Source organism: Sphingomonas sp., from assembly GCF_051962185.1.
GTDB lineage: Bacteria > Pseudomonadota > Alphaproteobacteria > Sphingomonadales > Sphingomonadaceae > Sphingomonas.
In genome coordinates this window covers 1-23,636 of record NZ_JBQCCN010000095.1, presented here as the reverse complement: position 1 = coordinate 23,636, position 23,636 = coordinate 1, and the positions used below count along the sequence as shown (strand labels likewise).

20 protein-coding genes are annotated in these 23,636 nt (G+C 65.8%); 5 read left to right on the top strand and 15 right to left on the bottom strand.

Annotated features, from left to right (window positions below; all coding sequences use genetic code 11):
* From ACTHJR_RS05735 to ACTHJR_RS05715, 5 genes are all read right to left on the bottom strand, one after another.
* The coding region (locus ACTHJR_RS05735; protein WP_440522164.1) for an alpha-amylase family glycosyl hydrolase at window positions 1–1,266 on the bottom strand (1,266 nt) is incomplete at its 3' end.
* Window positions 1,263–3,098 carry an alpha-amylase family glycosyl hydrolase gene (locus tag ACTHJR_RS05730; RefSeq protein WP_440522163.1) on the bottom strand — a complete coding sequence of 612 codons (1,836 nt, stop codon included), beginning with the start codon at window positions 3,096–3,098 and terminating at the stop codon, window positions 1,263–1,265. The genes ACTHJR_RS05730 and ACTHJR_RS05735, both read right to left, overlap by 4 nt.
* Entirely contained in the window at window positions 3,095–4,612 is a 1,518-nt protein-coding gene (locus tag ACTHJR_RS05725; RefSeq protein WP_440522162.1) for a tryptophan halogenase family protein, read from the bottom strand. Before ACTHJR_RS05725 ends, ACTHJR_RS05730 begins: the two co-directional genes overlap by 4 nt.
* Window positions 4,613–4,670: 58 nt before the next feature.
* Window positions 4,671–7,364, bottom strand: coding sequence for a TonB-dependent receptor (locus ACTHJR_RS05720; protein WP_440522161.1), 2,694 nt, complete (start codon window positions 7,362–7,364; stop codon window positions 4,671–4,673).
* A 168-nt stretch (window positions 7,365–7,532) separates the two neighbouring features.
* Window positions 7,533–8,915, bottom strand: coding sequence for an alpha-amylase family glycosyl hydrolase (locus tag ACTHJR_RS05715; RefSeq protein ID WP_440522160.1), 1,383 nt, complete (start codon window positions 8,913–8,915; stop codon window positions 7,533–7,535).
* A 256-nt stretch (window positions 8,916–9,171) separates the two neighbouring features.
* Between ACTHJR_RS05715 and ACTHJR_RS05710 the strand changes: the two genes are divergently transcribed.
* Complete coding sequence (locus ACTHJR_RS05710; protein WP_440522159.1) at window positions 9,172–10,203, top strand: LacI family DNA-binding transcriptional regulator; 1,032 nt, start codon at window positions 9,172–9,174, stop codon at window positions 10,201–10,203.
* Window positions 10,200–11,705, top strand: a complete 1,506-nt coding sequence (locus tag ACTHJR_RS05705) for an MFS transporter (protein ID WP_440522158.1) — start codon at window positions 10,200–10,202, stop codon at window positions 11,703–11,705. The genes ACTHJR_RS05710 and ACTHJR_RS05705 overlap by 4 nt, the downstream gene beginning before the upstream one ends.
* A gap of 20 nt (window positions 11,706–11,725) precedes the next feature.
* On the opposite strand, the gene ACTHJR_RS05700 is transcribed toward ACTHJR_RS05705, so the two are convergent.
* From ACTHJR_RS05700 to ACTHJR_RS05680, 5 genes are all read right to left on the bottom strand, one after another.
* The gene (locus ACTHJR_RS05700) at window positions 11,726–13,075 is read right to left on the bottom strand and encodes a sensor histidine kinase (protein WP_440522157.1); all 1,350 of its coding nucleotides are present in this window, start codon (window positions 13,073–13,075) and stop codon (window positions 11,726–11,728) included.
* A 58-nt stretch (window positions 13,076–13,133) separates the two neighbouring features.
* Window positions 13,134–13,853, bottom strand: coding sequence for a response regulator (locus ACTHJR_RS05695; RefSeq protein WP_440522165.1), 720 nt, complete (start codon window positions 13,851–13,853; stop codon window positions 13,134–13,136).
* Between the two features lie 111 nt (window positions 13,854–13,964).
* Window positions 13,965–14,534, bottom strand: coding sequence for an EF-hand domain-containing protein (locus ACTHJR_RS05690; RefSeq protein ID WP_440522156.1), 570 nt, complete (start codon window positions 14,532–14,534; stop codon window positions 13,965–13,967).
* 131 nt (window positions 14,535–14,665) lie between these two features.
* A complete protein-coding gene (locus ACTHJR_RS05685; RefSeq protein WP_440522155.1) occupies window positions 14,666–15,442 on the bottom strand; it encodes a thioesterase family protein in 777 nt (258 codons plus the stop codon).
* A 119-nt stretch (window positions 15,443–15,561) separates the two neighbouring features.
* Entirely contained in the window at window positions 15,562–17,094 is a 1,533-nt protein-coding gene (locus ACTHJR_RS05680; RefSeq protein WP_440522154.1) for a class I adenylate-forming enzyme family protein, read from the bottom strand.
* 94 nt (window positions 17,095–17,188) lie between these two features.
* Here ACTHJR_RS05680 and ACTHJR_RS05675 point away from each other — a divergent pair, with 94 nt between their 5' ends.
* Both ACTHJR_RS05675 and ACTHJR_RS05670 read left to right on the top strand, forming a co-directional pair.
* The gene (locus tag ACTHJR_RS05675; RefSeq protein WP_440522153.1) at window positions 17,189–17,800 is read left to right on the top strand and encodes a glutathione S-transferase family protein; all 612 of its coding nucleotides are present in this window, start codon (window positions 17,189–17,191) and stop codon (window positions 17,798–17,800) included.
* Window positions 17,797–18,594: an SDR family NAD(P)-dependent oxidoreductase gene (locus ACTHJR_RS05670; RefSeq protein WP_440522152.1), complete on the top strand. Its 798-nt coding sequence runs from the start codon at window positions 17,797–17,799 to the stop codon at window positions 18,592–18,594. Before ACTHJR_RS05675 ends, ACTHJR_RS05670 begins: the two co-directional genes overlap by 4 nt.
* A gap of 98 nt (window positions 18,595–18,692) precedes the next feature.
* Here ACTHJR_RS05670 and ACTHJR_RS05665 read toward each other — a convergent pair whose 3' ends face one another.
* From ACTHJR_RS05665 to ACTHJR_RS05645, 5 genes are all read right to left on the bottom strand, one after another.
* The gene (locus tag ACTHJR_RS05665) at window positions 18,693–19,922 is read right to left on the bottom strand and encodes an MFS transporter (protein WP_440522151.1); all 1,230 of its coding nucleotides are present in this window, start codon (window positions 19,920–19,922) and stop codon (window positions 18,693–18,695) included.
* A gap of 133 nt (window positions 19,923–20,055) precedes the next feature.
* The gene (locus ACTHJR_RS05660) at window positions 20,056–20,514 is read right to left on the bottom strand and encodes an SRPBCC domain-containing protein (RefSeq protein WP_440522150.1); all 459 of its coding nucleotides are present in this window, start codon (window positions 20,512–20,514) and stop codon (window positions 20,056–20,058) included.
* Window positions 20,515–20,859 carry an ArsR/SmtB family transcription factor gene (locus ACTHJR_RS05655; RefSeq protein ID WP_440522149.1) on the bottom strand — a complete coding sequence of 115 codons (345 nt, stop codon included), beginning with the start codon at window positions 20,857–20,859 and terminating at the stop codon, window positions 20,515–20,517.
* Window positions 20,860–21,119: 260 nt separating this feature from the next.
* Complete coding sequence (locus tag ACTHJR_RS05650) at window positions 21,120–21,524, bottom strand: GFA family protein (protein ID WP_440522148.1); 405 nt, start codon at window positions 21,522–21,524, stop codon at window positions 21,120–21,122.
* Complete coding sequence (locus ACTHJR_RS05645) at window positions 21,521–22,246, bottom strand: DNA alkylation repair protein (RefSeq protein ID WP_440522147.1); 726 nt, start codon at window positions 22,244–22,246, stop codon at window positions 21,521–21,523. The genes ACTHJR_RS05650 and ACTHJR_RS05645 overlap by 4 nt, the downstream gene beginning before the upstream one ends.
* A 47-nt stretch (window positions 22,247–22,293) precedes the next feature.
* Between ACTHJR_RS05645 and ACTHJR_RS05640 the strand changes: the two genes are divergently transcribed.
* Entirely contained in the window at window positions 22,294–23,508 is a 1,215-nt protein-coding gene (locus ACTHJR_RS05640; protein WP_440522146.1) for an acyl-CoA dehydrogenase family protein, read from the top strand.
* The last annotated feature ends 128 nt before the right edge of the window (window positions 23,509–23,636 follow it).

The window sequence follows — 23,636 nt, the reverse complement described above, 5'->3', positions numbered from 1 at the left end:
GAAGCCGGCATGGTCGTTGGCGGTACCGCGCCATGGCATCGGCGTGCGCGCGCCGTCACGCGATAGCGTCAGCGGCCAATTGGCGATCGCTTCGGGATCCTTGAGCGCCTCGAACGGGATATCGACCTGGGTCAGGCCGAGTTCCTCGCCATTGTAGAGGAAGATGTTGCCGCGCAGCGCGATCAGCAGCATCAGCTTCATCCGCGCGAAGGCGTGGCGATGCTCTGGCGCGGCCCAGCGCGAGATCGCGCGCGGCGCGTCGTGATTCTCGAATGCCCAGCTCGGCCAGCCGGTGCCCGGCGCGTCGGGCCATTGCGCCAGCGCGTCGCGGACCAGGGCGGGCGTCAGCCGGTCGGCATAAAGGAAGTTGAAGCCGTAAGCCGAATTGAGCCGCTGGTCGCCTTGGGTGAAGGCATGCATCTCGGCCTCGGGGCTGGGGCCACCCACCTCGGCGACGGTGAAGGTCGCGCCATATTCGTCGAGCAAAGCGCGCAACCGCTCGAGGAACAGCGGAATCTCCGGCTGGCTCTGGTTGTGGATGTGCTGCTGGAAATCGAACGAGCGCGTGCGGGGGCCGGGCGGTGCCGGCGGATTGTCGGTCAGCGCCGGGTCGTGCATCGAGAAGTTGATCGCGTCGATGCGGAAGCCGTCGACCCCGCGATCGAGCCAGAACTTGGCCACGCCGAGCATCGCGTCCTGTACCGCCGGCAGATGCATGTGGAGCTGCGGCTGCTCGGGCAGGAAATTGTGCATGTAATATTGCCGGCGCGGCGCGCTCCACGTCCAGGCCGGGCCGCCGAACACCGATTGCCAATTGTTGGGCGGCGAGCCGTCGGGCCTGGCGTCGGCCCAGACGTACCAATCGGCCTTGGCATTGGTGCGGTCGCCGCGGCTTTCCAGGAACCAGGGATGGCGGTCGCTGCTGTGCGAATAGACCTGGTCGATCAGCACCTTGAGGCCGAGCGCGTGGGCGCGAGCGACCAGCGCGTCGAAATCGGCGAGCGTGCCGAAGATCGGATCGACGTCGCAATAATCCGCCACGTCATAGCCGAAGTCGAGCATCGGCGAGGTGAAAAAGGGCGACAGCCAGATCGCGTCGACCCCCAGGCTGGCGACATGGTCGAGATGCGCGGTGATGCCGGGCAGGTCGCCGATGCCGTCGCCGTTCGAATCGGCAAAGCTGCGCGGATAGATTTGATAGATCGCCGCCCCGCGCCACCAATCGTGCGTGGTCCGGGCGGCGGGCAGGCGGGCGACGTCGTTCACTTGGCCTCGCAGATGATGAAATCGAGGGGGGCGAGGCTGACCTTCAGGCTGCCCGGCGCGGCGGCTTTGGCTTCGCACGCGCCGTGCAGCGCGGTGAAAGCGGTGGATGAGTCCTCGACCAGGACATTGGCGCTGACCGGCGCGGTCGAGGTGTTGAACGCGATCAGCACTTCCTTGCCGCTGTCCGGATCGAAGCGCGAGACCGCGAACAGCCCCGGCTTGTCGCCCCAGGCGCGGGGTACCTGGCGCCCGCGGGTCAGCGCCCGGTGGCTGGTGCGGATGCGCGCCAGCTCGGCGATCGCCTTGAAGATCGGAGTGTCGGTGCCGAAGCTCGGCGTGGCGGTGGTCTTGGTCGTGCCGAGCAGCCTCGTGTCGTTATAGACCGCGACCTTGCTGGCGAACATGTCCTCGCGCGCGAGCTGGTCGCCGCCCTTGCTGACGAAGCCCTGTTCGTCGCCGTAATAGATCGTCGGCACGCCGCGCAGCGTCAGCAACATGGCATGGCCTAGGATGACGCGCTTGAGGATCTCGTCGTCGCTCGCCTGGGGAAAGCCGGCCTTCACGAACATCGAGAAGCGGCCCATGTCGTGATTGCCGAGGAAGGTCGGCAGCGTCCGGGCGGTCGCCTCGCCATTCTCATAGGCGGGATCGCCGAAGAACATGTGGAACAGCTCGCTGGTCGGCGCGCCGCGGCCCACCACATCGGTCACCGCGCGCTGGAACGCGAAGTCGAGGACTGCCGGAAGCTTGTCGACCCTGGTGTGCGCGGCGAGGCGGGCGACGTCGAGATCGCCAGTGAAGACCTCCCCGAAGATGTGGAAATTGGGAATGCCCTTCGCCCTGGCGCGCGCCAGCATCGCCGGCACGAACGCTTGCCAGAAGGCGGGGTCGACATGCTGCGCGGTATCGATGCGGAATCCGTCGACGCCGAAATCGTCGATCCACTTGCCGTAGATGTCGATCATCCCCGCGATCACGCGCGGATTCTCGGTCATCAGATCGTCGAGCCCGCCGAAATCGCCGAGCAGCGAATCCTCGGTCGAAAAGGTCGAATCACCGCGATTGTGGTAATAGATCGGGTCGTTGAGCCACGCCGGGACCTTGGTCTTTTCCTCGCCCTTGGGCAGGTACGGCGTATAGGCCCAGCTCGGATCGGTCAGCTTGGCGAAATTCTCCGGCGTCGCGATGCCGTCGCCCCGAAACCCTGCATTGATCGCCGGACCGCCGACGCCGCCGCGACGGGTGTAGGGATAGTCGGCGCGGCTGCGATAGGCGCACGGCGTGTCGGGCACGCATTCGCGATATTTGATCACGTCGGCGGTGTGGTTGGCGATGATGTCCATATAGACCTTCATCCCGCGCGCATGCGCCGCGTCGACCAGCGCCTTGAAATCGGCATTGGTGCCGAAATGCGGGTCGACCTGCGTGAAGTCGGTGATCCAATAACCGTGATAGCCGGCGGATTCGCTGCCCTTGGGTCCCTGGACGGCCTTGTTCTTGAAGATCGGACCGACCCAGATCGCGGTCGCGCCGAGCGCCTGGATATAGTCGATCCGCTTGAGCAGCCCCTTGAGGTCGCCGCCGTGATAGAAACCCTTGGCGGCGGGATCGAAGCCGGTGACCAGCCGGTCGCCCTTCAGCCCGCCGGTGTCGTTCCGTGTATCGCCGTTCTCGAAGCGGTCGGGGAGGAGGAAATAGATCACCTCGTCCTCGGGCAGCCGATCGCGATACGACGCGGCGGCCGCCGCGGCGGGGGCGGCTTCGGGCGACGACCACGCCGGCCGGGCGAGCGCGCCGGCGAGCAGGGCGGCGAGCAACGAGCGGCGGATCATGCGGGGTTCTCCAAGGCGTCGCCGGTCATCGCCGCGACGAAAGCACGATGGCTGGGCAGGGCTTCCGCCTTGATGCGACAAGCTTTCGCCAGCGCTTCGAGAAACGGGCCGATATCCTGCGCCGGCACATTGTCCGCGAGAGGCGACCAGCTGCGCGGCATGATGCCCTGGCCGATCATCACCTGGCCCCAGCTGTCGTCGAGGAACAGCTCGTCTTCTTCACGGACGAAGGTGCCGGCCTCGCGGAACAAGGCCATCTTCTCCGCCAGCGTCGACGGCAATTCCATCACCCGGCAATGATCCCAGAACGGCTCGCCGTTGCGGTTGTTGGCGACGTAATGCAGCATTATGAAGTCGCGGATTCGCTGCCATTCGACGACCGACAGCCGGTTGAAATAGGTGCGCGCGTCGGTGACGTCCGACAAATCGCCCGACAATAGGTTGAGCAGGCGGCCCAGCCCCGATTGGACGAGATGGATGCTGGTCGATTCGAGCGGCTCCATGAAGCCGGCGGCGAGGCCCAGCGCCACGCAATTGTGCGACCAGAATTGCTGCCGATGCCCGCTGATGAAACGGATCGGGCGCGGATCGCCCAGTGCGTCGCCCTCGATCGTGTCGAGCAGCAGCGTGCTCGCCTGGTCGACCGACATGAACTCCGAGCAGAAGACATGGCCGTTGCCGGTGCGATGCTGCAGCGGGATGCGCCATTGCCAGCCCGCCGGACGGGCCATCGACTGGGTGTAGGGACGCAGTTCCTTCCGCGTCTCACTCGGCACCGCGAGCGCGGTGTCGCAGGGAAGGTAGTGGCGCCAGTCGACGAACGGCACGCCGAGCGCATCGCCGAGCAGCAGGCTGCGAAAGCCGGTGCAGTCGATGAAGAACGACCCCGCGACCTCGCGGTCATGGTCCAGGCGCAGCGCGCGGATGTCGCCGCTTTCGCCGTCGCGCTCGACCTTCTCGATCCGTCCCTCGACCCGCCGCACGCCGCGTGCCTCGGCATAGTCGCGCAGCATCCCCGCCAACAGGCTCGCGTCGAAATGATAGGCGTAAGCGAGCTCGGTCGGCTTGCCCTCGCGCCCGTCGGTCGTCGAGAAGCGATCGAGCCGGGTCGCTGCGACATTATAGCTGTAATCGCCGTAATCGCCCGCGACGCCGAGGTGCCGGCCGCGCAGCCAGAGCTGACGGAAGGGGATCAGCCCGACCCCGCGGCCGACCTGGCCGAAACTGTGAATGTAATGATGCCCGGGGTGCAGCCAGTCGCTGAACTCGATCCCGAGCTTGAACGTGGCATTGGTGCGCCGCAGGAACTCGGTCTGGTCGAGGCCCAGCCCGATGATCAGATTGTGGATCTGCGGGATCGTCGCCTCGCCGACGCCGACCGTGCCGATCGCATCGGATTCGACCAGCGTGATCGTGGCGCGATTGCCGAGGAAGCGGGCCAGGATGGCGGCGGCCGTCCATCCTGCCGTTCCGCCGCCGGCGATGACGATGTCGAGCGGCGTGGGATGAGTCATGAAAGCCTTCACCAGCGATGAGCCTCGCCGGAATTACCCGGCGAGGCGGATCGCGTCATCAGAACTTGAAGGTGAAACCGGCGACGAAACGTCGGCCGTATTGCTGATACTTGAGATAGGCGCCGGGAATGACGGCGTTGTTGACGGAGGCGAGCGTCGCCGACCGCGTGTCGGTGAGGTTCTGGCCCTGGATATAGATCGACAGCCCCCTGAGCGCCGATGTCTTGGAGAAGTCGTAGCCGATCTGCGCATCGTAGATCGTCTCGCCCAGCACCTGCTGACGATCGAGGCCCCCGCTGTAGAGCGAGAAATCGCCGAGATAGGTCGAGCGATAGCGCATGCTGCCGCGTAGGCTGAACCCGCTATTCTCGTAGAACGCGGTGAGATTGGCGACCCATTTCGAATAGCCCGGAATGACGGTCAACGCGCCGTTGAAGTCGTGGACCTGCGTCTCGGTATAACCGGCGCCGCCGGTGATGCCGAAGCCGGTCAGCGCCTTCGAGAACACTTCGAACGGCAGCGTCCCGGCGAATTCGGCACCGTACATGTGTCCGCCATGCGTATTCACGTTCGCGAACAGGATGCCAACCGGGGTCGGAGGCACGATTCCCGGCGGGGTCGGAAGCTGCGAATAGTCGAAACTGTCGGTGAAGCCGTTGGCGATGTAGGTGTCGATATTCTTGTAGAACAGCTGCAGCGCGACATAACCCTTGGTCGAGAAATACTTCTCGAAATTGAGGTCGAACGCCGTGGCCCGGTAGGGACGGAGTCGGGGATTGCCGCCGCTGCCCGAATAAAGCTGCCTGGTGGCGTCGTATCCGAAGCTGATGACGTTGTTGAGGTCGGGCAAGCGCGGCCGCATCATTTCTTTCGACGCCGCGAAGCGGATGACGAAATCGCTGGCGGTACGCAGATTGAGATTCAGGCTCGGCAGCACCATCCAATAGTGGTCGGTGACGGTCGAGAACAGCTGGCCGCTCGAGGTGATGTCGGAATGGATCGCCTGGACGCCGATATTGCCGGTCAGTCGGGTGCCGCCGCCGAGATCGCCGTCGAGCGACGCCATGACATAGGGCGTCCAGACATTCTCGCCGATGCCATAGCCCTTGGTCGTGCCGAAGTTGTTCGGCGTATAGACCAGCACTCCATTGGCTACGAGCGTGCGCGGATCATAGGCGAGGATCTTGCCGAGGCCGCGGTCGAGCGTGAGCGGCTCGAGCAGCAGGTCGCTCGGAATCACCGCGGTGGTCGCGCCGTTCGGCGGGCTGAGGTAACCTTCCTGCGCGCTCAGCGTCTTGGTGCGGGACGTATAGTCGACGCCAACCTTCAGCGACTTCAGGAACCCGCCCATTTCCTTTTCGATCTCGGCCTTGGCTTCGACCAGGTCGTCCTTCGTGTCGCGTAGATTGTCGTAGCCCGCCTGGATCGGCGATCCGCTCCAGCCTTCGACGTCGGTCAGCACCAATGCCGAGCTGGCGCCATTGTAGTTGCTGGTGAATTGCGGTCCGGTCGGCGTCATCGTGTAGGACACGACCGCGGTGGGATTGGGCAGGGCACGGCCGAGGCCGGCGGTGGTCTGGAGCGAATTATCGGTGCGATCGGTGCGCGACCAACTGAAGTCGCCCATGACCCGCCAGCCGCTGTCGTTCTTCCACACGCCGTTCCAGCCGACCGAATATTGGTTGGCGACGCGGTCGTTGGCGTAATTCTCGATCAGCGGCGTGCCGGTGATCGTCGCCGCGGTGACCAGGCCGTTGGTCGTGGTGACGTTGGAAATCGAATCGTGACCGCAACCGCCGCCGCAATTGAACGGCATTTCGAAGCCGCGCTGATCGATGCGATCGATGAAGCGCGAATAGAAGGCGTCGATCGTCATCGTCAGATTGTCGTCGGGCCGCACCTGGAACGTGGCATTGGTGCCGAAGCGCTTGAGCCGATCCGATTCCGACCAGGTCTTGATGCCGTTCATGCCCTGGCCGCCGCCCGGGTAACCGCCATAGCCCCAGGCGTTGAAATCCTTGGTCTGATAGGGTTCGTCGGTATAGGCGGCCGACAGCGCGATACCGGCCTTGCCGTCCGCGAAGGTATCGATGAACGTGCCGTAGGCGCGGAAGCCCTTGTCGGTCGAATCCGGCTGCAGCTTGTTGTCGACATAGGTGCCGCGCGCGCCGACCGCGATGACTCGCTTGCCGACATCGAGCGGCCGGACGGTGCGCAGGTCGACATTGCCGACCAGGCCGCCGGCCGTCTTGTCGGCTTCCGCGGTCTTGTAGACGTCGACGCCGGCCAGGATTTCCGACGGATATTGGTCGAATTCGACCGCGCGGCTGTCGTTGGTAGTGGTCTGCTGGCGGCCGTTCAGCGTCGTCGTCGAATAGTCGGGACCGAAGCCGCGGATCGAGATGATGTTGGCGCGGCCCGCGTTGCGCTGCGCCGAAATACCCGGCAGGCGCGCGATCGATTCACCGATGCCGTTGTCGGGCAGTTTGCCGATGTCTTCCGACGAGACCGATTCCACGATCTGTTCGGAATTCTTCTTCTTCGCGGTCGCGCTGGCGAGCGCCGCGCGGAAGCCGGTCACGACGATGTCCTTGGGCGCATCGGCGTTCGCCTGGTCGTTCGCCGTCGGCGCGGGCGCAGTCGTATCCTGCGCGAACGCCGGCGACGCGAACACCGTCAGCGCGCCGGCAAGCGCGATGCCGCTCGCGCGCAAGGCGAGCTGGGTACGACGGTTCGAACGGAAAGCAGTCATCGATTCCTCCCCTTGCAACCGCGCCATGTTTGGCTTGCGGTTCGACGCGGCCGACATGGCGCGTGCGGTTGCATTGCGATTATGTTGCAGTGGGGATGGGGCCAAGTTGGCCACATACGTATTCAGGAATTATGCATTGGCCGGTGTTGCGCGGCTGCATCGCCCCGGTCAGAGGGGCGCGGACGACAGGATGCGATAGCTCCATGGCGCCAGCGTCAGGCTGGTCGCGCGAGTCACGGTCAGGTGCGAGCCATCGGCGAAATCGACATAATCGCCATCGCTCGGCCCGTCGGTGAAGCCGATCGTCTGGCTGTCGGCCGACAGGTTGAACAGCGCCAGTACCTTGTCGCCATTCTTCTCGCGGACGAACGACAGTACCTTGGACGGCGCGGTGTTGACGACCGGCGTCATCGTCGCCCCCCAGGGCGCGTTCCACAATGCCGGGTGCGCCTTGCGGAACGCGATCAGTCGGCGGAACAGCGCGGCGTTGGGATGGTCGCGCCAGACGATCGGGTCGCGTTCGAAGAACTTGAGCCGCTTGGGATTGCCGGCTTCCTGGCCGTTGTAGATCAGCGGAATGCCGTCGCCGACGAACGACAAGGCGATGGTGTCGGGCAGCGCCTTGCCGAAGCGCTCGAATTCGGTGCCGTCCCACGCATTCTGATCGTGATTCTCGGTATAGACCATACGCATCGCCTCGGCCGGCCAGGCGCTCTCCGTCTCGGAGTAATAACCGAACAAGGCGCCGACATCCGCCTTGCCAGCGGCGATATCGGCCATCGCATTGTTCCATTTCCACGCATAGCTGGCGTCGAAGGCCTTGCGGTGGACGTCGCGCTGGTCGGATTCGGCGAGCATGAAAACCGGCTTGATGCGATCGAGCTCGGCGCGCGCATTCTCCCAGAAGTCGAGCGGAACATAGCCGGCGACGTCGCAGCGGAAGCCGTCGACGCCGGCCGTCCGCACCCAATATTTCATCGCGTCGGTCATGTAGCGTCGCAGGCCCGGCTTCGAATAATCGAGGTCGATGATGTCGGACCAATCCCACCAGGGAGTCGGCCGGTTGGCGCCTTTCCAGTCATGCTCGTACCAGCCGGGATGCGCGGCATGGATGGGATTGTCCCAGGCGGTGTGGTTGGCGACCCAGTCGAGGATCACGTGCATGCCGAGCCGGTGCGCGGCGGCGACGAACGACTGGAGGTCGGCGAGCGTCCCGAATTCGGGATTCACGCCGTAATAATCGCGCACCGAATAGGGGCTGCCGAGCGTGCCCTTGCGGTTCTGCACGCCGATCGGATGGATCGGCATCAGCCAGAGGATATCGACGCCTAGCGCCTCGAGCCGCGGAAGCTGCTTCTCCGCGGCCTTGAAAGTCCCCTCCGGCGTGAACTGGCGGGTATTGATCTGATAGAGGACCGCATCCCGAGACCAGGCGGGGTGCGTCAGCGTGACATAGGGCTTGGGCGAATAGGGATCGGGTGTCTTGGTCGCCGCCAGGGCGGGGTTGAGTGTGAGCGCCGCGAGGAGCGCGACCACGATTGATTTGAGCATCCAGTCCTCCCGTGTGCCGGACACTGTGCCACGCCTCGCCGGCAGCGGCGGTTGAATACGTATGTGATGGCGTTCCTGCCCGGCAGACGCTCGCTTAGTCTCGGCCGATCGCCCCGCTACATAGAGGGCGCAAGGGGAGGGACGGTTGCCGGACACTCATTACGCGCGCGGGCCCTATCGCGCCGCCACGCTGCCCGCTACACTCGCGCCCAATCGGCCGCAGACGACGGCCGGCAGCGGGAGAAGCCGTCGGGCGATGATCACCGACAAACCGACGTCTTTCGATATCGCGCAACGCGCGGGCGTTTCCCAACCGACCGTCTCGCGCGCGTTGCGCGGCGACCCCACCGTCAGCGAAGCCACCCGCAAGCGGATCGAGGCGATCGCGGCGCAGCTCAATTACAAGGTCGACAAGAACGCCTCGTCGCTGCGCAGCCGTCACACCAATACGCTGGCGCTGCTGTTCTTCGAGGACCCGACTCCCGACGAGTCGCTGATCAATCCCTTCTTCCTGTCGATGCTCGGTTCGATCGCGCGGACCTGCGCGCTGCGGGGCTACGACTTGCTGACCTCGTTCCAGCAGCTCTCGTCGAATTGGCATGTCGATTACGAGGACAGCCACAAGGCCGACGGGATCATCCTGCTCGGCTATGGCGATTACGAAACCTATCGCGCGCGGCTAGAGCAGCTCGAGGCGCAAGGGACGCATTTCGTCCGCTGGGGATCGGTGCAACAGGGCCAGCCCGGTATGACGATCGGCTGCGACAATGTTCGTGGCGGGCGCGATGCCGTCGCGCATCTGCTTGGCCTCGGGCGGCGGCGGATCGCCTTTCTCGGTCAGACCTCGACCCATTCGCCGGAACTCGCCGATCGCTATCGCGGTGCCTGCGCGGCCATGCTCGACGCGGGGATCGATCCCGATCCCGGGCTGCAGGTCGACGCCATCACCACCGAGGCGTCCGGCTATGATGCGGCGATCGACTTGCTCAGGCGCGGCGTCGCGTTCGACGCGATCTTCGCCGCCAGCGATCTGATCGCGATCGGTGCGATGCGCGCGCTGGAAGAAGCCGGGCTCGGCGTTCCCAACGACGTGGCGGTGATCGGCTTCGACGACATTCCGGCGGCGAGCCTGTCGCACCCGCCGCTGACCACGATCGCGCAGGATTACGCCAAGGCCGGCGCGATGCTGGTCGACACCTTGCTGCGCCAGATCCGCTCGCAGCCCGTCGAGGCGGCGATGCTGCCGCCGCGTCTGGTCGTCCGCCGCTCGACGGCGCCCAGGGCATGAGCGCGCTTTTGGCGGAAAAACCGCGCCACGATTGGCGCGGGCTGTGGAACATTTCGTTCGGTTTTTTCGGCATCCAGATCGCGTTCGGGCTGCAGAACGCGAATGTCAGCCGCATCTTCCAGTCGCTCGGCAGCGACGTCGGCAGCCTGGCCTTGCTGTGGATCGCGGGGCCGGTCACCGGCTTGCTGGTCCAGCCGATCATAGGCCATTTCAGCGATCGCACCTGGGGGCGGTTCGGGCGGCGGCGACCGTATTTCCTGGCCGGGGCGACGCTGGCGGCGCTGGCGCTGGTCGGCATGCCCAACGCATCGGTGCTGCTCGCGGCCGCCTTGCTGTTGTGGATGCTCGACGCCTCGATCAACGTATCGATGGAGCCGTTCCGCGCCTTCGTCGGCGACATGGTCGCGCCGTCGCAGCGTACCGCCGGCTATGCCTTCCAGACCGCGTTCATCGGCGCGGGCGCGGTGGTCGGCAGCCTGGCGCCGTTCGCGATGGCCAAACTCGGCGTCAGCAACGTCGCGGCCGCCGGCGCCATCCCGGACTCGGTGCGCTATTCCTTCTATCTGGGCGCGGTGGCGATCTTCGGCGCCGTGTTGTGGACCGTGCTGACCACGCGCGAATATCCGCCAGAGCAATTGCGCGCGTTCGGCGACGGCGGGGCCGGGGACATCGACCACGCGCTGCCCGATGCTCGCTTGCCCGGCGTCCTGACGCTGGCGGGCGCCGGCCGTGCCCTGGCCGGCGCGCTGCTGATCGGCGCGATCCGCCATTGGTCGCTCGAGCGCGATCTCTACGTGCTCGGTGGCCTTCTCGTCGGAGCGGGCGTGTTGATGCTCGTCGCCGCGGCGATGGTGCGGCGCAACGCCGACAACGCATTGGTCCAGATCATGAGCGACCTGGTGCGGATGCCCGACCAGATGTGGCGGCTCGCGCTGGCGCAATTCTTTTCGTGGCTGGCGCTGTTCATCCTGTGGATCTTCACCACGCCGGTCGTGGCGCAATATGTGTTCCACTCGGTCGACCCGACCGCCAGAGCCTATAACGACGGGGCCGACTGGGTGGGCGTGCTGTTTTCGGTCTATAACGGCGTCGCGGCGCTCGCCGCTTTCGCGCTGCCGCTACTGGCGAAGCGCATCGGCGCGGCCAGGACGCATATCGCCTGTCTGCTGATCGGCGCCGCCAGTTTCGCCTCGTTGCTGGTCGTCCGCGACCAGCAGATGCTGTTGCTGCCGATGGTCGGGATCGGCTTCACTTGGGCGTCGATCCTGACCATGCCCTACGTCATCCTGGCCGGTGTGCTGCCACCGCAGAAGTTCGGCATCTACATGGGTATCTTCAACTTCTTCATCGTGTTGCCGCAACTCGTGGTCGCGACGGTGATGGGCGCGATCATCCATGCCTTTTTCCCGACCGAGCCGATCTGGACGATGGCTTGCGCCGCGGTGGTGATGGTGCTAGCGGCGGCGTCGATGCTGCTCGTGCGGAACGAAGTGCCGCGCTGAGCGGGCGACGACGGGAAGACTCAGCGCGGCAGCGTGATGGTCGCGGCGAGGCCGCCCTCGGGGCGGTTCTCCAGCCGGATATCGCCGCGCGCCTCGCGCACGATCGCGCGCGCCAGTGCCAGGCCCAGGCCGATGCCGCCGGTTTCCTTGTTGCGCGACCCCTCCAGTCGGGTGAACGCCTCGAACACTTCGGCGATGCGGTCGGGCGGAATGCCTGGCCCGTCGTCGCACACCACGATCTCCACGGTCTTCGCGTCGGAGCGCAGGAGCACCTCCGCGCCGCCGCCATATTTGACCGCGTTCTCGATCAGGTTGCGGATTGCGCGCCGCATCAGCGACGGGCGCAGCTGCCTCGTCCGCCGCTCGACCGCGGGGAACTCGACCGGCTTGCCCAGGGCACGGACATCCTCGACCCCGGCATCGACCAGGGCGGCGAGATCGACCTCGGTCGCCTGCTCGCTCGGCCGCCCCAGCCGCGCCAGCGACAAGATGTCGTCGAGCGTGCGGTTCATCTCGTCGATCGTGTCGGCCATGCGCGCGCGGTCGTCGTCATCGTCGACCGATTCGATCCGCACCCGCAGCGCCGCTAGCGGGGTGCGCAGATCGTGCCCGATCGCGCCGAGCATGCGGTCCTTTTCCTCGAGCATCGCGGTCACGCGGGTGCGCAATTCGTTGAACGCCATGATCAGCGTCCGCACGTCGTGCGGGCCGCTCTCGGTGATCGGGCCGTCTGCCTCGCCGGGATGGAACCGCTGCGCCGCCTTGGCCAGCGAGCGCAACGGCTGGGCGATGCGCCGCGTCGCGAGCAGCACCGGCAGCAGCACGATCACGTAGAGCACCAGGGTCTGGCCGATCAGCCGCGACAGGAACGGCCATTCCGAATCCTGCCAAGGGACGGAAGCCGCCCACCAGCCGACCTTGGGTTGCTCGACCGCGATCAGCAATTCCTGACGGGCGAAGCGATAGCGCTGCGCCTTGACCCGCGACATCCTGGCGAAGCGCGTATCGTCCGAGCGCAGCGGCCGGACTCCGGTGATGACGTGTCCTACCGGAATGCCCGCTTCGACCAGGCGCGCGCGCAGCGCCTCCTCGATATCCGGCCGGCGCCGCAACCCCGCCTCGATCGGATCGGATGGCCATGGGCGCGAGCGGAAGCGGTCCCATGGGGTCTCGTCGCCGACGGGGGGTGCCGATACGATCTCGAGCGGCTGGCCCGCATGACGGTTGCGCGGACCTTGTGCGGCGTCGACGATGCGCGCGGCGACCGGTCCCACGGTCTGTTCGAGCCGGAACGCCTGGCGATCGCGCAGGCGCAGCCCGAAATTGATCGCCTGCGCGATGAACAGAGCGACCGCGACGAGCACGGCCATTTGCCCCGGCAGGTTGCGCGGCCATAATCTCACGATCTTGTCCTACCCGTCGCGTCGTTCACAGGCGCGTCACTTCGGCTGCCAGCGTATAGCCGCCGCCCCATACCGTCTTGATGACGGTCGGGTTCTTGGGGTCGGATTCGATCTTGCGCCTGAGGCGGCTGACCTGGTTGTCGATCGCGCGATCGAACGCCATCGCCTCGCGGCCCTGGGTAAGGTCGAGCAACTGGTCGCGCGTCAGCACCTGGCGCGGGCGCAGCACCAGAGCCAGCAGCAAATTATATTCGCCGGTCGACAGCGGCACCGACACACCCTCGCGATCTACCAGCGCGCGTTCGCCGGTCTTCAACACCCAGCCGGCAAAGGCGTAGGACCCGCTTTCGGGGGCATGCTGGCGCGTCCCGCTGCCGGCGGCACGGCGCAGGATGACGCGAGCGCGGGTCGCCAGTTCGCGCGGCGAAAAGGGCTTCACGACATAATCGTCGGCGCCCATCTCCAGCCCCACGATACGGTCAGTTTCCTCGCTCCTGGCGGTCAGCAGGATGACCGGGATCTCTCCGGTCGCGCGAATATGCCGACACAGGCTGAGCCCATCCTCTCCCGGCATCATGATGTCGAGAATGACGAGGTCGATCGCATAGGCCGCCATTCGCGTCCGCGCGCTCTCGGCGTCGCCCGCTTGCGTCACGCGGAAACCCTGTTTGGTCAGATATTGCGCGAGCGGCTCGCGGATCGAGCGCTCGTCGTCGACCAGAAGAATGTGGGGAGTGCCGCCCATCGGCATTTCGCTAAGCATCTATCGTCCCCCTGAAAAGCCCCGAAAGGGAAAAGGGTGGAGGGCCGGGCGGGTGAGGAGGGGCACCCGCCCGGCAGCCTGGGCACATGGGGATTATTGCCCGGGCTTGTCTTCCGGCGCGGGCGGCGGCGGCGGGGGCATGTCCCCGCCAATGCCGCGCGGGCCGCGCATCGATCTCATCGCGTCGCGCGCGGCTTCGCGTTCCGCCGCGTCGATCTTGCCGTCCTTGTTGGTGTCCATGCGATCGAACCGCCGCGCCGCCTGGGCACGAAATTCCTCGCGGTCGATTACGCCGTCGCCATTGGTGTCGAGCCGCGCGAACATGCGGTCGCCGAAGCCGCGCCCACCCATCGCCGGGCCACCCGGCGGAGGCGGTGGAGGAGCCGCCCCATCAGCAGGCGGCGGGGGCGGAGGAGGCACCTCGGCGCCGCCCATCCGTCCGCGCGGACGCATCTCGTCCGAGGTCAGCTTACCGTCCTTGTTGGCGTCCATGCGATCGAAGCGCGCATCGGCCTGCGCCATCGCCTCGTCGCGAGTCAGGACGCCGTCGCCATTGACGTCGCCGCGAGGCGCCGGCGCGGTCTGCGCCGCGGTCGGTCCGACCAATGCGATCCCCATGAAGCTTGCGCTCGCGAGCGCCGCGGCAAGAAACACTCGATTCATCCCGTAGTCCTCGATCGGGCGAAGGGTCATTCCCCGCCATCGAGAACCTTGTGGTTCCTCTGTGTCGCTCGGGCATGTCAGTCCATGACGAAATTGTCGCAAATTGTCGCGCTACGACAGGAAGCCACCGGTCAGGCGAAGATGGCGACGCTCTGCATCTGTTCGGCCACGGGTTCGCCATCGGCGTTCCAGATCATCATCTCCTGGCTCGAACTGCCCGCCTTGGCATAATCGGCGTTGGTCCTGAGCAGCCACCAGCCGTCGATGGTGCGTGGTTGCGAGCCGAGCAGGTTGAGTTGCCAGGTCATCGAGCTGCACGGCGCCGGCCCGCCGATCAGCTTGAGCGCGGCGGGCGGCAGGCAATCGGCGACGGCGATCAACTCGACCATCGGATCGAGCCCCTCGCGCTCGTTCAGCCGCACCCAGCGCAGCCATTCGGCCGCGCCGACCGTCGCGTCGCGGCGGTCGAGCAATTCGAAGTTCTGCGCGAACGATACCGCGGAATTGCCCTTGAAGGTGGTGTCGCCCGGCCCCGGTCGCGGGAAGTCCGGCGCCGATCCGACTTGATGGTCGAGCTTCGACTCGACCGCGCTCATGAACACGAAAGTCGCGCGCAACCCGAGCCCTGCTTCGCTCTCGACATCGGCCTGGACGAAAGCGGCGTTGCGGCCTCGGCGCAGCCGGCTGGCGCGGATCACGACATCGCCCGACAGCGGGCCGATGAAGGCGACGAGCGCCGAGCGCAAAGGCGGCAGATCCTCATCCGATTGCTGCGCGGAGTGGAGCGCGAGCGCCGCCGACAGCCCGCCATAGCTGGTCCGTCCTTGCAGCCACGTATCGGGAATCGTGCCGCGCCAGCCGCCCTCGATCGGCTGCAACGCATTGATGATCTGCTTCAGGCCCGGCATGCTCTTTCCTCTGATTGCTCGCGATTGGGCGGATTGTCGCTCAATCCTCCCCTGGCGGGGGAGGATCGAGAAGGGTCATGTCCTTGTGCATCTAGTTGGTCGGTCGCCGTCGTACCGCGTCAGGCGTGTTCGGCGGCGAGGAGGTCGCGCAGCTCGCGCTTGAGCACCTTGCCGATCGCGCTGCGCGGCAGTTCCTCGATCGGATGCAGCGCCGACAGCCGCTGGGTCTTGCCGAGCTGTTTGTTGGTCCACGCCATGATTTCGTCTGCCGACGCGTCGACGCTGGTGTTCGGCACGTAGAAACCCACCGGCGTCTCGCCCCATGTCTCCGACGGCACGCCAATCACTGTGCATTCCTGGATCGCCGGATGCTGCTTGAGCACCGCCTCTATATCGACCGGATAGATGTTGAACCCGCCCGAGATGATGAGGTCCTTCTTGCGGTCCATCAGGATCAGGAAGCCGTCCTCGTCGAACCGGCCGATATCGCCGTGACGGATGAAGCGGTTGCCGTCCGCGTCGTACCATTCGGCATCGCGCGTCGCCTGCGCACGGCCGTGATAGCCGTTCATCATCGCCGGCGAGCGGCCGACCACTTCGCCGGTCTCGCCCTGCGCGACTTCGTTGCCGTCGTCGTCGATCAGCCGCATGTCGTGCCCGGGCATTGGCTGACCCACCGTGTGGAGCTTGTCGGGGAAGGCAGTGCAATCGAGCCCGGTCGAGGCGCCGCCTTCGGTCATACCGTAGAATTCGACCAGCCGCCCCGGCCAGCGCTTGACGACATCGGCCTTGAGCGCGGCGGAGAAGGGGGCGGAGGTCGAGGTCTTCATGACGAAGCTCGACAGATCGAAGCTGTCGAAATCGGGTACGGCCATGATCCGCTGGTACTGGACCGGCACCAGCATCGTGTGCGTCGCGCGATATTTCTCTGCGAGTTGGAGGAAGCCGCGCGCGTCGAACTTCTTCATCAGCACGACGGTGCCGCCCCAGCCGATCGTCGGGAAGAAGCTGACCAGGGTGGTGTTCGAATATAGCGGGGTCGAGTTGATCGTGACGGCGTCGCCATAACCCGCCTCGACATTGCGGTGGATATGCGCCCAGCGCATCCGGTGCGACTGTACGATCCCCTTGGGCGTGCCGGTGGTCCCGGACGAATAGATGATGTTGAACCCATCCTCCGGTTTGATCTCCACTGGCGCCGGCTTGCTGCCGACGGGGGCAAGCCACGCTGCGAACGCGTCGGTGTCGAGCCGGACTTGTTTCGCCGCGATCGGCTGATCGGCGATCGCCGCCTGATTGTCGCCGTCGAGGAACACGATCGGCGCGCCGCAATCCGCAATCATCGCCGCCAGCGCCTCGGGCGTCGACGACGGTGCGAGCGGCGCGGTGATGCAGCCGGCGCGGAGCGTGCCGAGAAACACGGCGGCATAATTGATCGACGACGCCGCTACGACGGCGATCGCCTGGCCCTGTTTCACCCCGTCGCGCTGCAGGCCCGCGGCGATGCGATCCATCAGCGCGTCGAGCTCGGCATAAGTGTAGCTCCCGCCGTCGTCGGCCACCGCGGTCTTGGCGTCGCGCTCCTTCGCCTGTTCGCGCAGGATAGCGGGCAGGGTGGCGAAATCGCTGGTCAGCAATTGTTGTGCGGTCATCGTCGAAACCGGCTCCTCTCGGTCACCAATCCGCTAGGCGAAGCCAATGCGAAATGCCATACGCGATATTCGAAAAATAGAATCGAGGGACGGGATGCTCTTCTACAATGCGCCGAATCCGGCGCCCAATCCGCGCCGTGTGCGTATCTTGCTTGCCGAGAAAGGCGTGTCGGTGCCGATGACCGACATTTCGATTCCGACCGGCGAGCTGCGGTCCGAAGCGTTCCTCGCTGTCAATCCGCTGGGGCAGGTACCGGCGCTCCAGCTCGACGATGGCGAGGTACTGACCGAGACGGTGTCGATCTGCCGCTATTTCGACGCGCTGCACCCTGAGCCGCCGATGTTTGGCACCGATCCGCTCGACAGCGCGCGGATTTGCATGTGGACGCGGCGAGTCGAGCTGCGGCTCGGCACGCCCTTGTCGATGATCTGGCAGCACACGCATCCGTTCACTGCGCGGGTCGTTCAGCAGCACAAGGAATTCGGCGAGACCAACCGTCCCAAGCTCCATGAGGCGATGCGCTTCGTCGACGGCCATCTCGACGGCCGCGAATTCCTGGCCTCGGATTGTTTCACCATCGCCGATATCGCGCTGTTGACGATCATCGACTTTGCCGGATTCATCGACGAGCCGATCCCCGGCGACATGCCGCATCTGAAAGCCTGGCACGACCGCGTGTCGGCGCGGCCGAGTGCCCAGGCATGAGCGGCTCGATGCAGGGCCGGGTGGCGATCGTCACCGGCGGCGGCACCGGAATCGGCGCCTCGACCGTCCGCATGCTCGCCGCGCGCGGGGTGCGGTGCGTGGTCAATTACGCGTCGAGCAAGGACGACGCCGAGGCGGTCGCGGCGGAGGCCAGCAACGGCGCCATCGCGGTCCAGGCCGATATCGTCGAGGATACGGCGTGCAAGGCGCTGGCGCAGGCGGCGATCGACGCGTTCGGGAGGGTCGATTTCCTGGTCAACAATGCCGGCCGCACCAAATTCGCCAATCACGAGGATCTCGACGCGCTCGATGCCGAAGATTTCGTCGACATCTACCGGCTCAACACCGTGGCCGCGTTTCAGATGGTCCGCGCCTGCGCCCCGGCGATGCGCGAGCAGGATGCTTCCGCCGTGGTCAATGTCGCGAGCGTCGCCGGCGTGTTCGGCATGGGGTCCTCGGTCGCCTATGCCGCGTCCAAGGGCGCGCTGATCACCATGACCAAGAGTCTGGCGCGGGTGCTGGCGCCGCGGATCCGGGTCAATGCGGTGGCGCCGGGCTATGTCGGCACCGGCTGGTTCGAAAAGCGGCTCGGCGCCGAGGGATTCGAGCGGCTCAACCAGAATATCGCCAGCCGCGTGCCGATGGGCTTCGCCGCCGGGCCCGACGACATTGCCGGGCCGATCGTGCAATTGCTCGACCCGATCGCGCGCGCGATCACCGGCGAAGTGACGTTGCTCGACGCCGGTGGCCATCTCGACGTGGCGCTGACGCGGCGGCCGGGGAAGGAAGGGTAGTCATATTTCCGTCGCCCCAGCAAACGCTGGGGCCTCAAGCCGCATCGCGCCTTTGCCTGAGATCCCAGCTTGCGCTGGGATGACGGCACGAGAGGCGATCAGCCCTCCGCCATTGCCTCGGCCTTCCCGGGAACGCGCTCGAGGACTTTCCACGTGATGATCAGGCACGACGCCAGCCCCAGCGTCCCCGCGACGACGAATGCGGCGCCGGGGAAATGATGGTCGATCCCCGTGGCGAGCGCCTGGGTCAGGATGAACGGTCCGACGATCGCCGCGACGCTGCCCATACTCCCCATGCCGCCCTGGAGCTGGCCTTGTCGCGTGGCGTCGGTCATCCGCGACAACAGTCCCTGGATCGCCGGCATGGCGAGGCCGGAGAACGAACTGACCACGAACAGCGGAATGATCTGCCACCAGACAGTGACGAAGGCATAGCCGAGGAACGACAAACCGCCGGCGAGCAGACCGATCATCAACGCGCGGCGTTCGCCGATCCTCGCGATGATCCGGCCGGTCACGCCGCCCTGGACGATCACGCCGAGGACGCCCACGAGCACGAGACTCCAGCCGATCGCCTTCTCGCCGAAGCCCAAAGCTGCGGTCGCCCAGAAGCTCCACGTCGCGGGATAGACCATGTGCGCGAGCTGCCAGAGGAAGGTCGCGAGCAGCAGCGGCCCGACCCGGCCGGCATGGAACAAGGGTTTGAAAGCGCCGATGATGTGCGCATCGCTCAACCGGAACGGACGGCGGTTCTCGGGCGCCAGCGTCTCCGGCATGGCGAAATACATCAGCACGGCATTGGCCAGCGCCAGCGCGCCGGCGAGGAGGAACGGCGCACGGACGCCGAACAATGGCGCGACGATACCGCCGAGGCCGGGCCCAAGAATGAAGCCCAATCCGAAGGCGGCGCCGATCAGCGCGAAGGTCGCGCTACGCTTTTCCGGCGGCGTCACGTCGGCAATGACCGACCCGGCAGGGCCGTAAACCGCGCCTGTGGCGCCGGCGATCGCGCGACCGAGGAATAGCCAGGCAATGGTCGGCGCGAACGCCATCACGGCGTAATCGAGCCCGAAAGCGAGCATCGAGGCCAGAAGCACGGGGCGGCGTCCGAACCGATCGGAAAGATTACCGAGGATCGGTCCGGCGAAGAATTGCATGCCGGCGAATACGACCATCATCCACCCGCCGACGCGCGTGGCGTGTTCGATGTCAATACGGCCGAGGGAGGTCAGCAGCTTGGGCATGACCGGCGCGATGACACCGAAGTCGACCGTATCGATCAGCACCGCGGTGAGCGCGAGCGGTACCGCTCGATTGTCGAAGCGCATCCTTCCTCCCTTGCGACCAATTCTCTCGTCGTTCACCCGATTTCGATATGCGTCACCGGCCGCTCATACCCGTTTTGTTCCGGTATCGCAAAGCGCCGCTCCTCGGGGGCAAGGAGCGGCGCTGCCGGGGAGTTCAGGCGAGATGGGCGACGAGATTGTCGAGCGTCTGGCTGGTGCCGTTGGCCACGCCCAGCTTGATATATTCGTCGAGATGTTCGTCCGAGCGGCAGACGATCTCGACCGTCATGCGGGTGCCGCCATCGTGGTCGGCGAGCATGACCCGGCCGAGCGCGCCCATCGCGTCGAATTCGATCAGATGCGGCGGCTCGATCCGCTGATAGGTGCCGGCGAACGCCATGTGCGCGTGGCTTGGCGAGACGAACACGAAGCTGCCGCCGACGCGCAGGTCGATCTCGCACTTTGACAGCGGCTCACCGCCGGCATCCCACCACAAGCTGACGCTCTCGGGCGTGGTCCAGGCAGTGAACACGGCTTGCGGCGGTGCGGCGAAATCGCGGACGAAGCGGAGGGCGTGGGCGGTGCGGTCGATGGTGAAGCCGGTCGCATCGGTGGCAAAAGCGGAGGCGGGCATCTATTTCTCCTTCTTGGGGGCTCGGGTGGTGGCGAGATGGCGGTCGAGATTGTCGAAGCGGCGCTCCCATTGGTCGCGGAAGCGGTCGATCCAGTCGGAGGCGTCTTTCATCGCCTCGGCGCGCAGCCGCCGCGGCCGACGCTGCGCATCGCGACCGCCTTCGATCAGGCCGGCATGTTCGAGCACCTTGAGATGCTTCGAGATGGTCGGCTGGCTGAGCGCGAAGGGCCGCATGAGTTCGGACACCGTCGCCTCGCCCAGCGACAGCCGCGCGAGGATCGCACGGCGGGTGGGGTCGCTGAGTGCGGCGAAGGTCGCGTCTAGATGAGGTGATTCGATAGCCATCTGGCTATATAGCCATACGGTGATGTAATAGTCAAATCATCGCGATTGACGCTTCATGCTGGGTTCGAATTGAGGACAGGAATGGCAATCCTTCCTCCGTCATCCCGGGCTTGTCCCGGGATCCGGGCCGAGCGTTATGAGCTTTGAATCTCTTGGCCATGACCAAGCAGCACGGCGGATCCCGGCACAAGGCCGGGATGACGGGGGGAGAGGGTCGCCCTTGAAGGACCGGCGGCAGGCCCACGCCGCGCCGCACTGTTCTAATCCGGCATCGTCTCGAACACAGTCAGTCCCTCCGGCATCGCCACCCAATCGGGCTTGTCGCGCAGAAAGATCGCGATGGTCGGCCGGAAGTGCGACGGGTCGTCGAGCGACCCCGCGTAGATCGTATGGCTGTCGTGCACGCCAGCGATGCCGCCGAACACCAGCCCCCCGCAATCGGGGCACGAGTTCCGCGTCGCCCCGCCGCCGCTCATTGCCGGCGAATGGAACGGGTTCATCCGCCCGGTGATGACCAGAGCGCTCGCGGGGAAGCCCATGAAGGGGATGAAGCCCGATCCCGACGCCTTGCGGCAATCGGCGCAATAGCAGAATCCCATGGCGTCGGGCTCGCCTTGCGCCTCGTAGCGCAATTGCCCGCACAGGCAGCCCCCGGTGATCGTCATGCTCGTTCGCCTCTCCGCTTCCCGCCATTCTTGAGCGCCTCGCGCCTGGTGAGGCCGCTTAACCGACCTTCGTTGGCTGCGACATAGCGCGCGACCTCGTCGGGGTCGGTCCAGGCATATTGGCGCAGCGCCCAGCCGATCGCTTTCCTGAGGAAGAATTCGCTCGAGCCGATCGACGGCTCGATACAGGCATAGAGCAGGTCGAGGTCGGTCTCATGCTTGGCGAGCAACTGGCAGAGGATCGAGCTTCGCCGCTTCCACAGGTCGGCGTCGGTCGACCAAGCGCGCATCGTCGCGTCCATCGCGGCGCGGTCGTTCTGCAACAGCCTCCAGAGGCGATGCCCGGCGATCTCGTCGACATAATCCCACCAAGCGCCGGTGACGATCATCTCTTCGTACATCGGCAGCACGTCGATATGCTGGAACCGGCGCGCGGCCTTGACCGCCGAGAGCTCGAGCGCGGCATAGCGCTCCTCGCGAAAGGCCGCGCCGCGCCACAAGGACAGTACGTCGGCCTGCCACGCGGCGCTGTCGGGCCAATCGAGGGCGGCAAAGATCGGCTTGAGCGCCGCGCGCCGTGGGACCGTCGAAACGCCGAGATAAGGCATCGCCGATTTCATATACGCCTGCATCGCCGGCGCGCGTCCGGGTTCCGCTACGGCGTTCAGCGCTTCGCGTACCCGTGTCGTCAGGGGCTTTCCCGCTGCCTTGGAATGTGTCATCTCCGGACCATACCCGATATTCAGATTCGGTGAAAAGGAGAGGTTTCATGGCATCCGCCGCCGAGCTCGAACGCCCCGCCGACGCGCTCGATAATTTTCGCACAGAGGTGCGCGACTGGCTCGCCGCCAATTTCCCGCCGTCGCTCAAGGGCAAGGGCAATGCGCTTGCCAGCGTCGAAGGGCCGACTCGCGAAACGCCCGAGATGACGGCGTGGCGCGAGGCGATGGGCGAAAAGGGCTGGGGCGTCCCCACCTGGCCTAGGGAATATGGCGGTGGCGGGCTGAGCCGGGCCGAGGCGCGGGTGCTGGCCGACGAAATGGCGCGCGCGGACGCGTGGAACCCGATCGGCGGGATGGGCGTGATGATGTTCGGCCCGACCCTGCTCGAATATGGCAACGAGGCGCAGAAGCGCGAGCATATCCCGGCGATCGCCAAGGGCGAAGTGCGCTGGTGCCAGGGATATTCCGAACCGAATGCTGGATCGGACCTCGCCAACCTCCAGACCTTCGCCGAGGACAAGGGCGACTATTATCTGGTCAACGGCCAGAAGACCTGGACCTCGGGCGGGCAATGGGCCGACAAGTGCTTCTGCCTCGTGCGCACCGACAAATCCGACAAGCACAAGGGGATCAGCTTCCTGCTGATCGACATGACCTCGCCGGGCGTCGAAGTGAAGCCGATCAAGATGATCAGCGGCATGTCGCCGTTCTGCGAAACCTTCTTCACCGACGTGAAGGTGCCCAAGGAGAATCTGGTCGGCGAGGAAGGGCAGGGCTGGACGATCGGCAAGCGCCTGCTCCAGCATGAGCGGACCAATCTATCGGGTGGCGGATCGCGACTGCAGCCGAGCGGGCCGGGCCTGCCCGATATCGCCAAGAAATATGTCGGCGCCGATGCCGAGGGGCGGATCGCCGATCCCGACCTGCGCGCGCGGATCGCCAAGTTCGAGATGGATTGGCGCGCTTTCCTGCTGACCGCGATGCGCGTCCAGGCGGAATCCAAGGCAGCGGGCGGCGTGTCCGAAGTGTCGTCGATCCTCAAGACGATCGGCACCAAACTCGGTCAGGAACGCGCCGAGCTGACGATCGAGATCGAGGGGCTGCAAGGGCTGGGCTGGGAAGGCGAGGGCTTCACCGAAGCCGAGCTTCACGCGGTCCGCGCCTGGCTCTTCGGCAAAGCGACGACGATCTACGGCGGCTCGACCGAAATCCAGAACAACGTGATCGCCAAGCGCATCCTGGGGATGCTGGATCATCAATAGTCTCTGTCGCCCCGGCGCAGGCCGGGGCCCCAGCGTCATGAAGCGCAGCCCAAACCACAGAGCGGCCCCCGCCAGCGCCGGGGCGACGAGGGAGAGAAAATGGCCGGACTCAACGCAGAACAGACGAT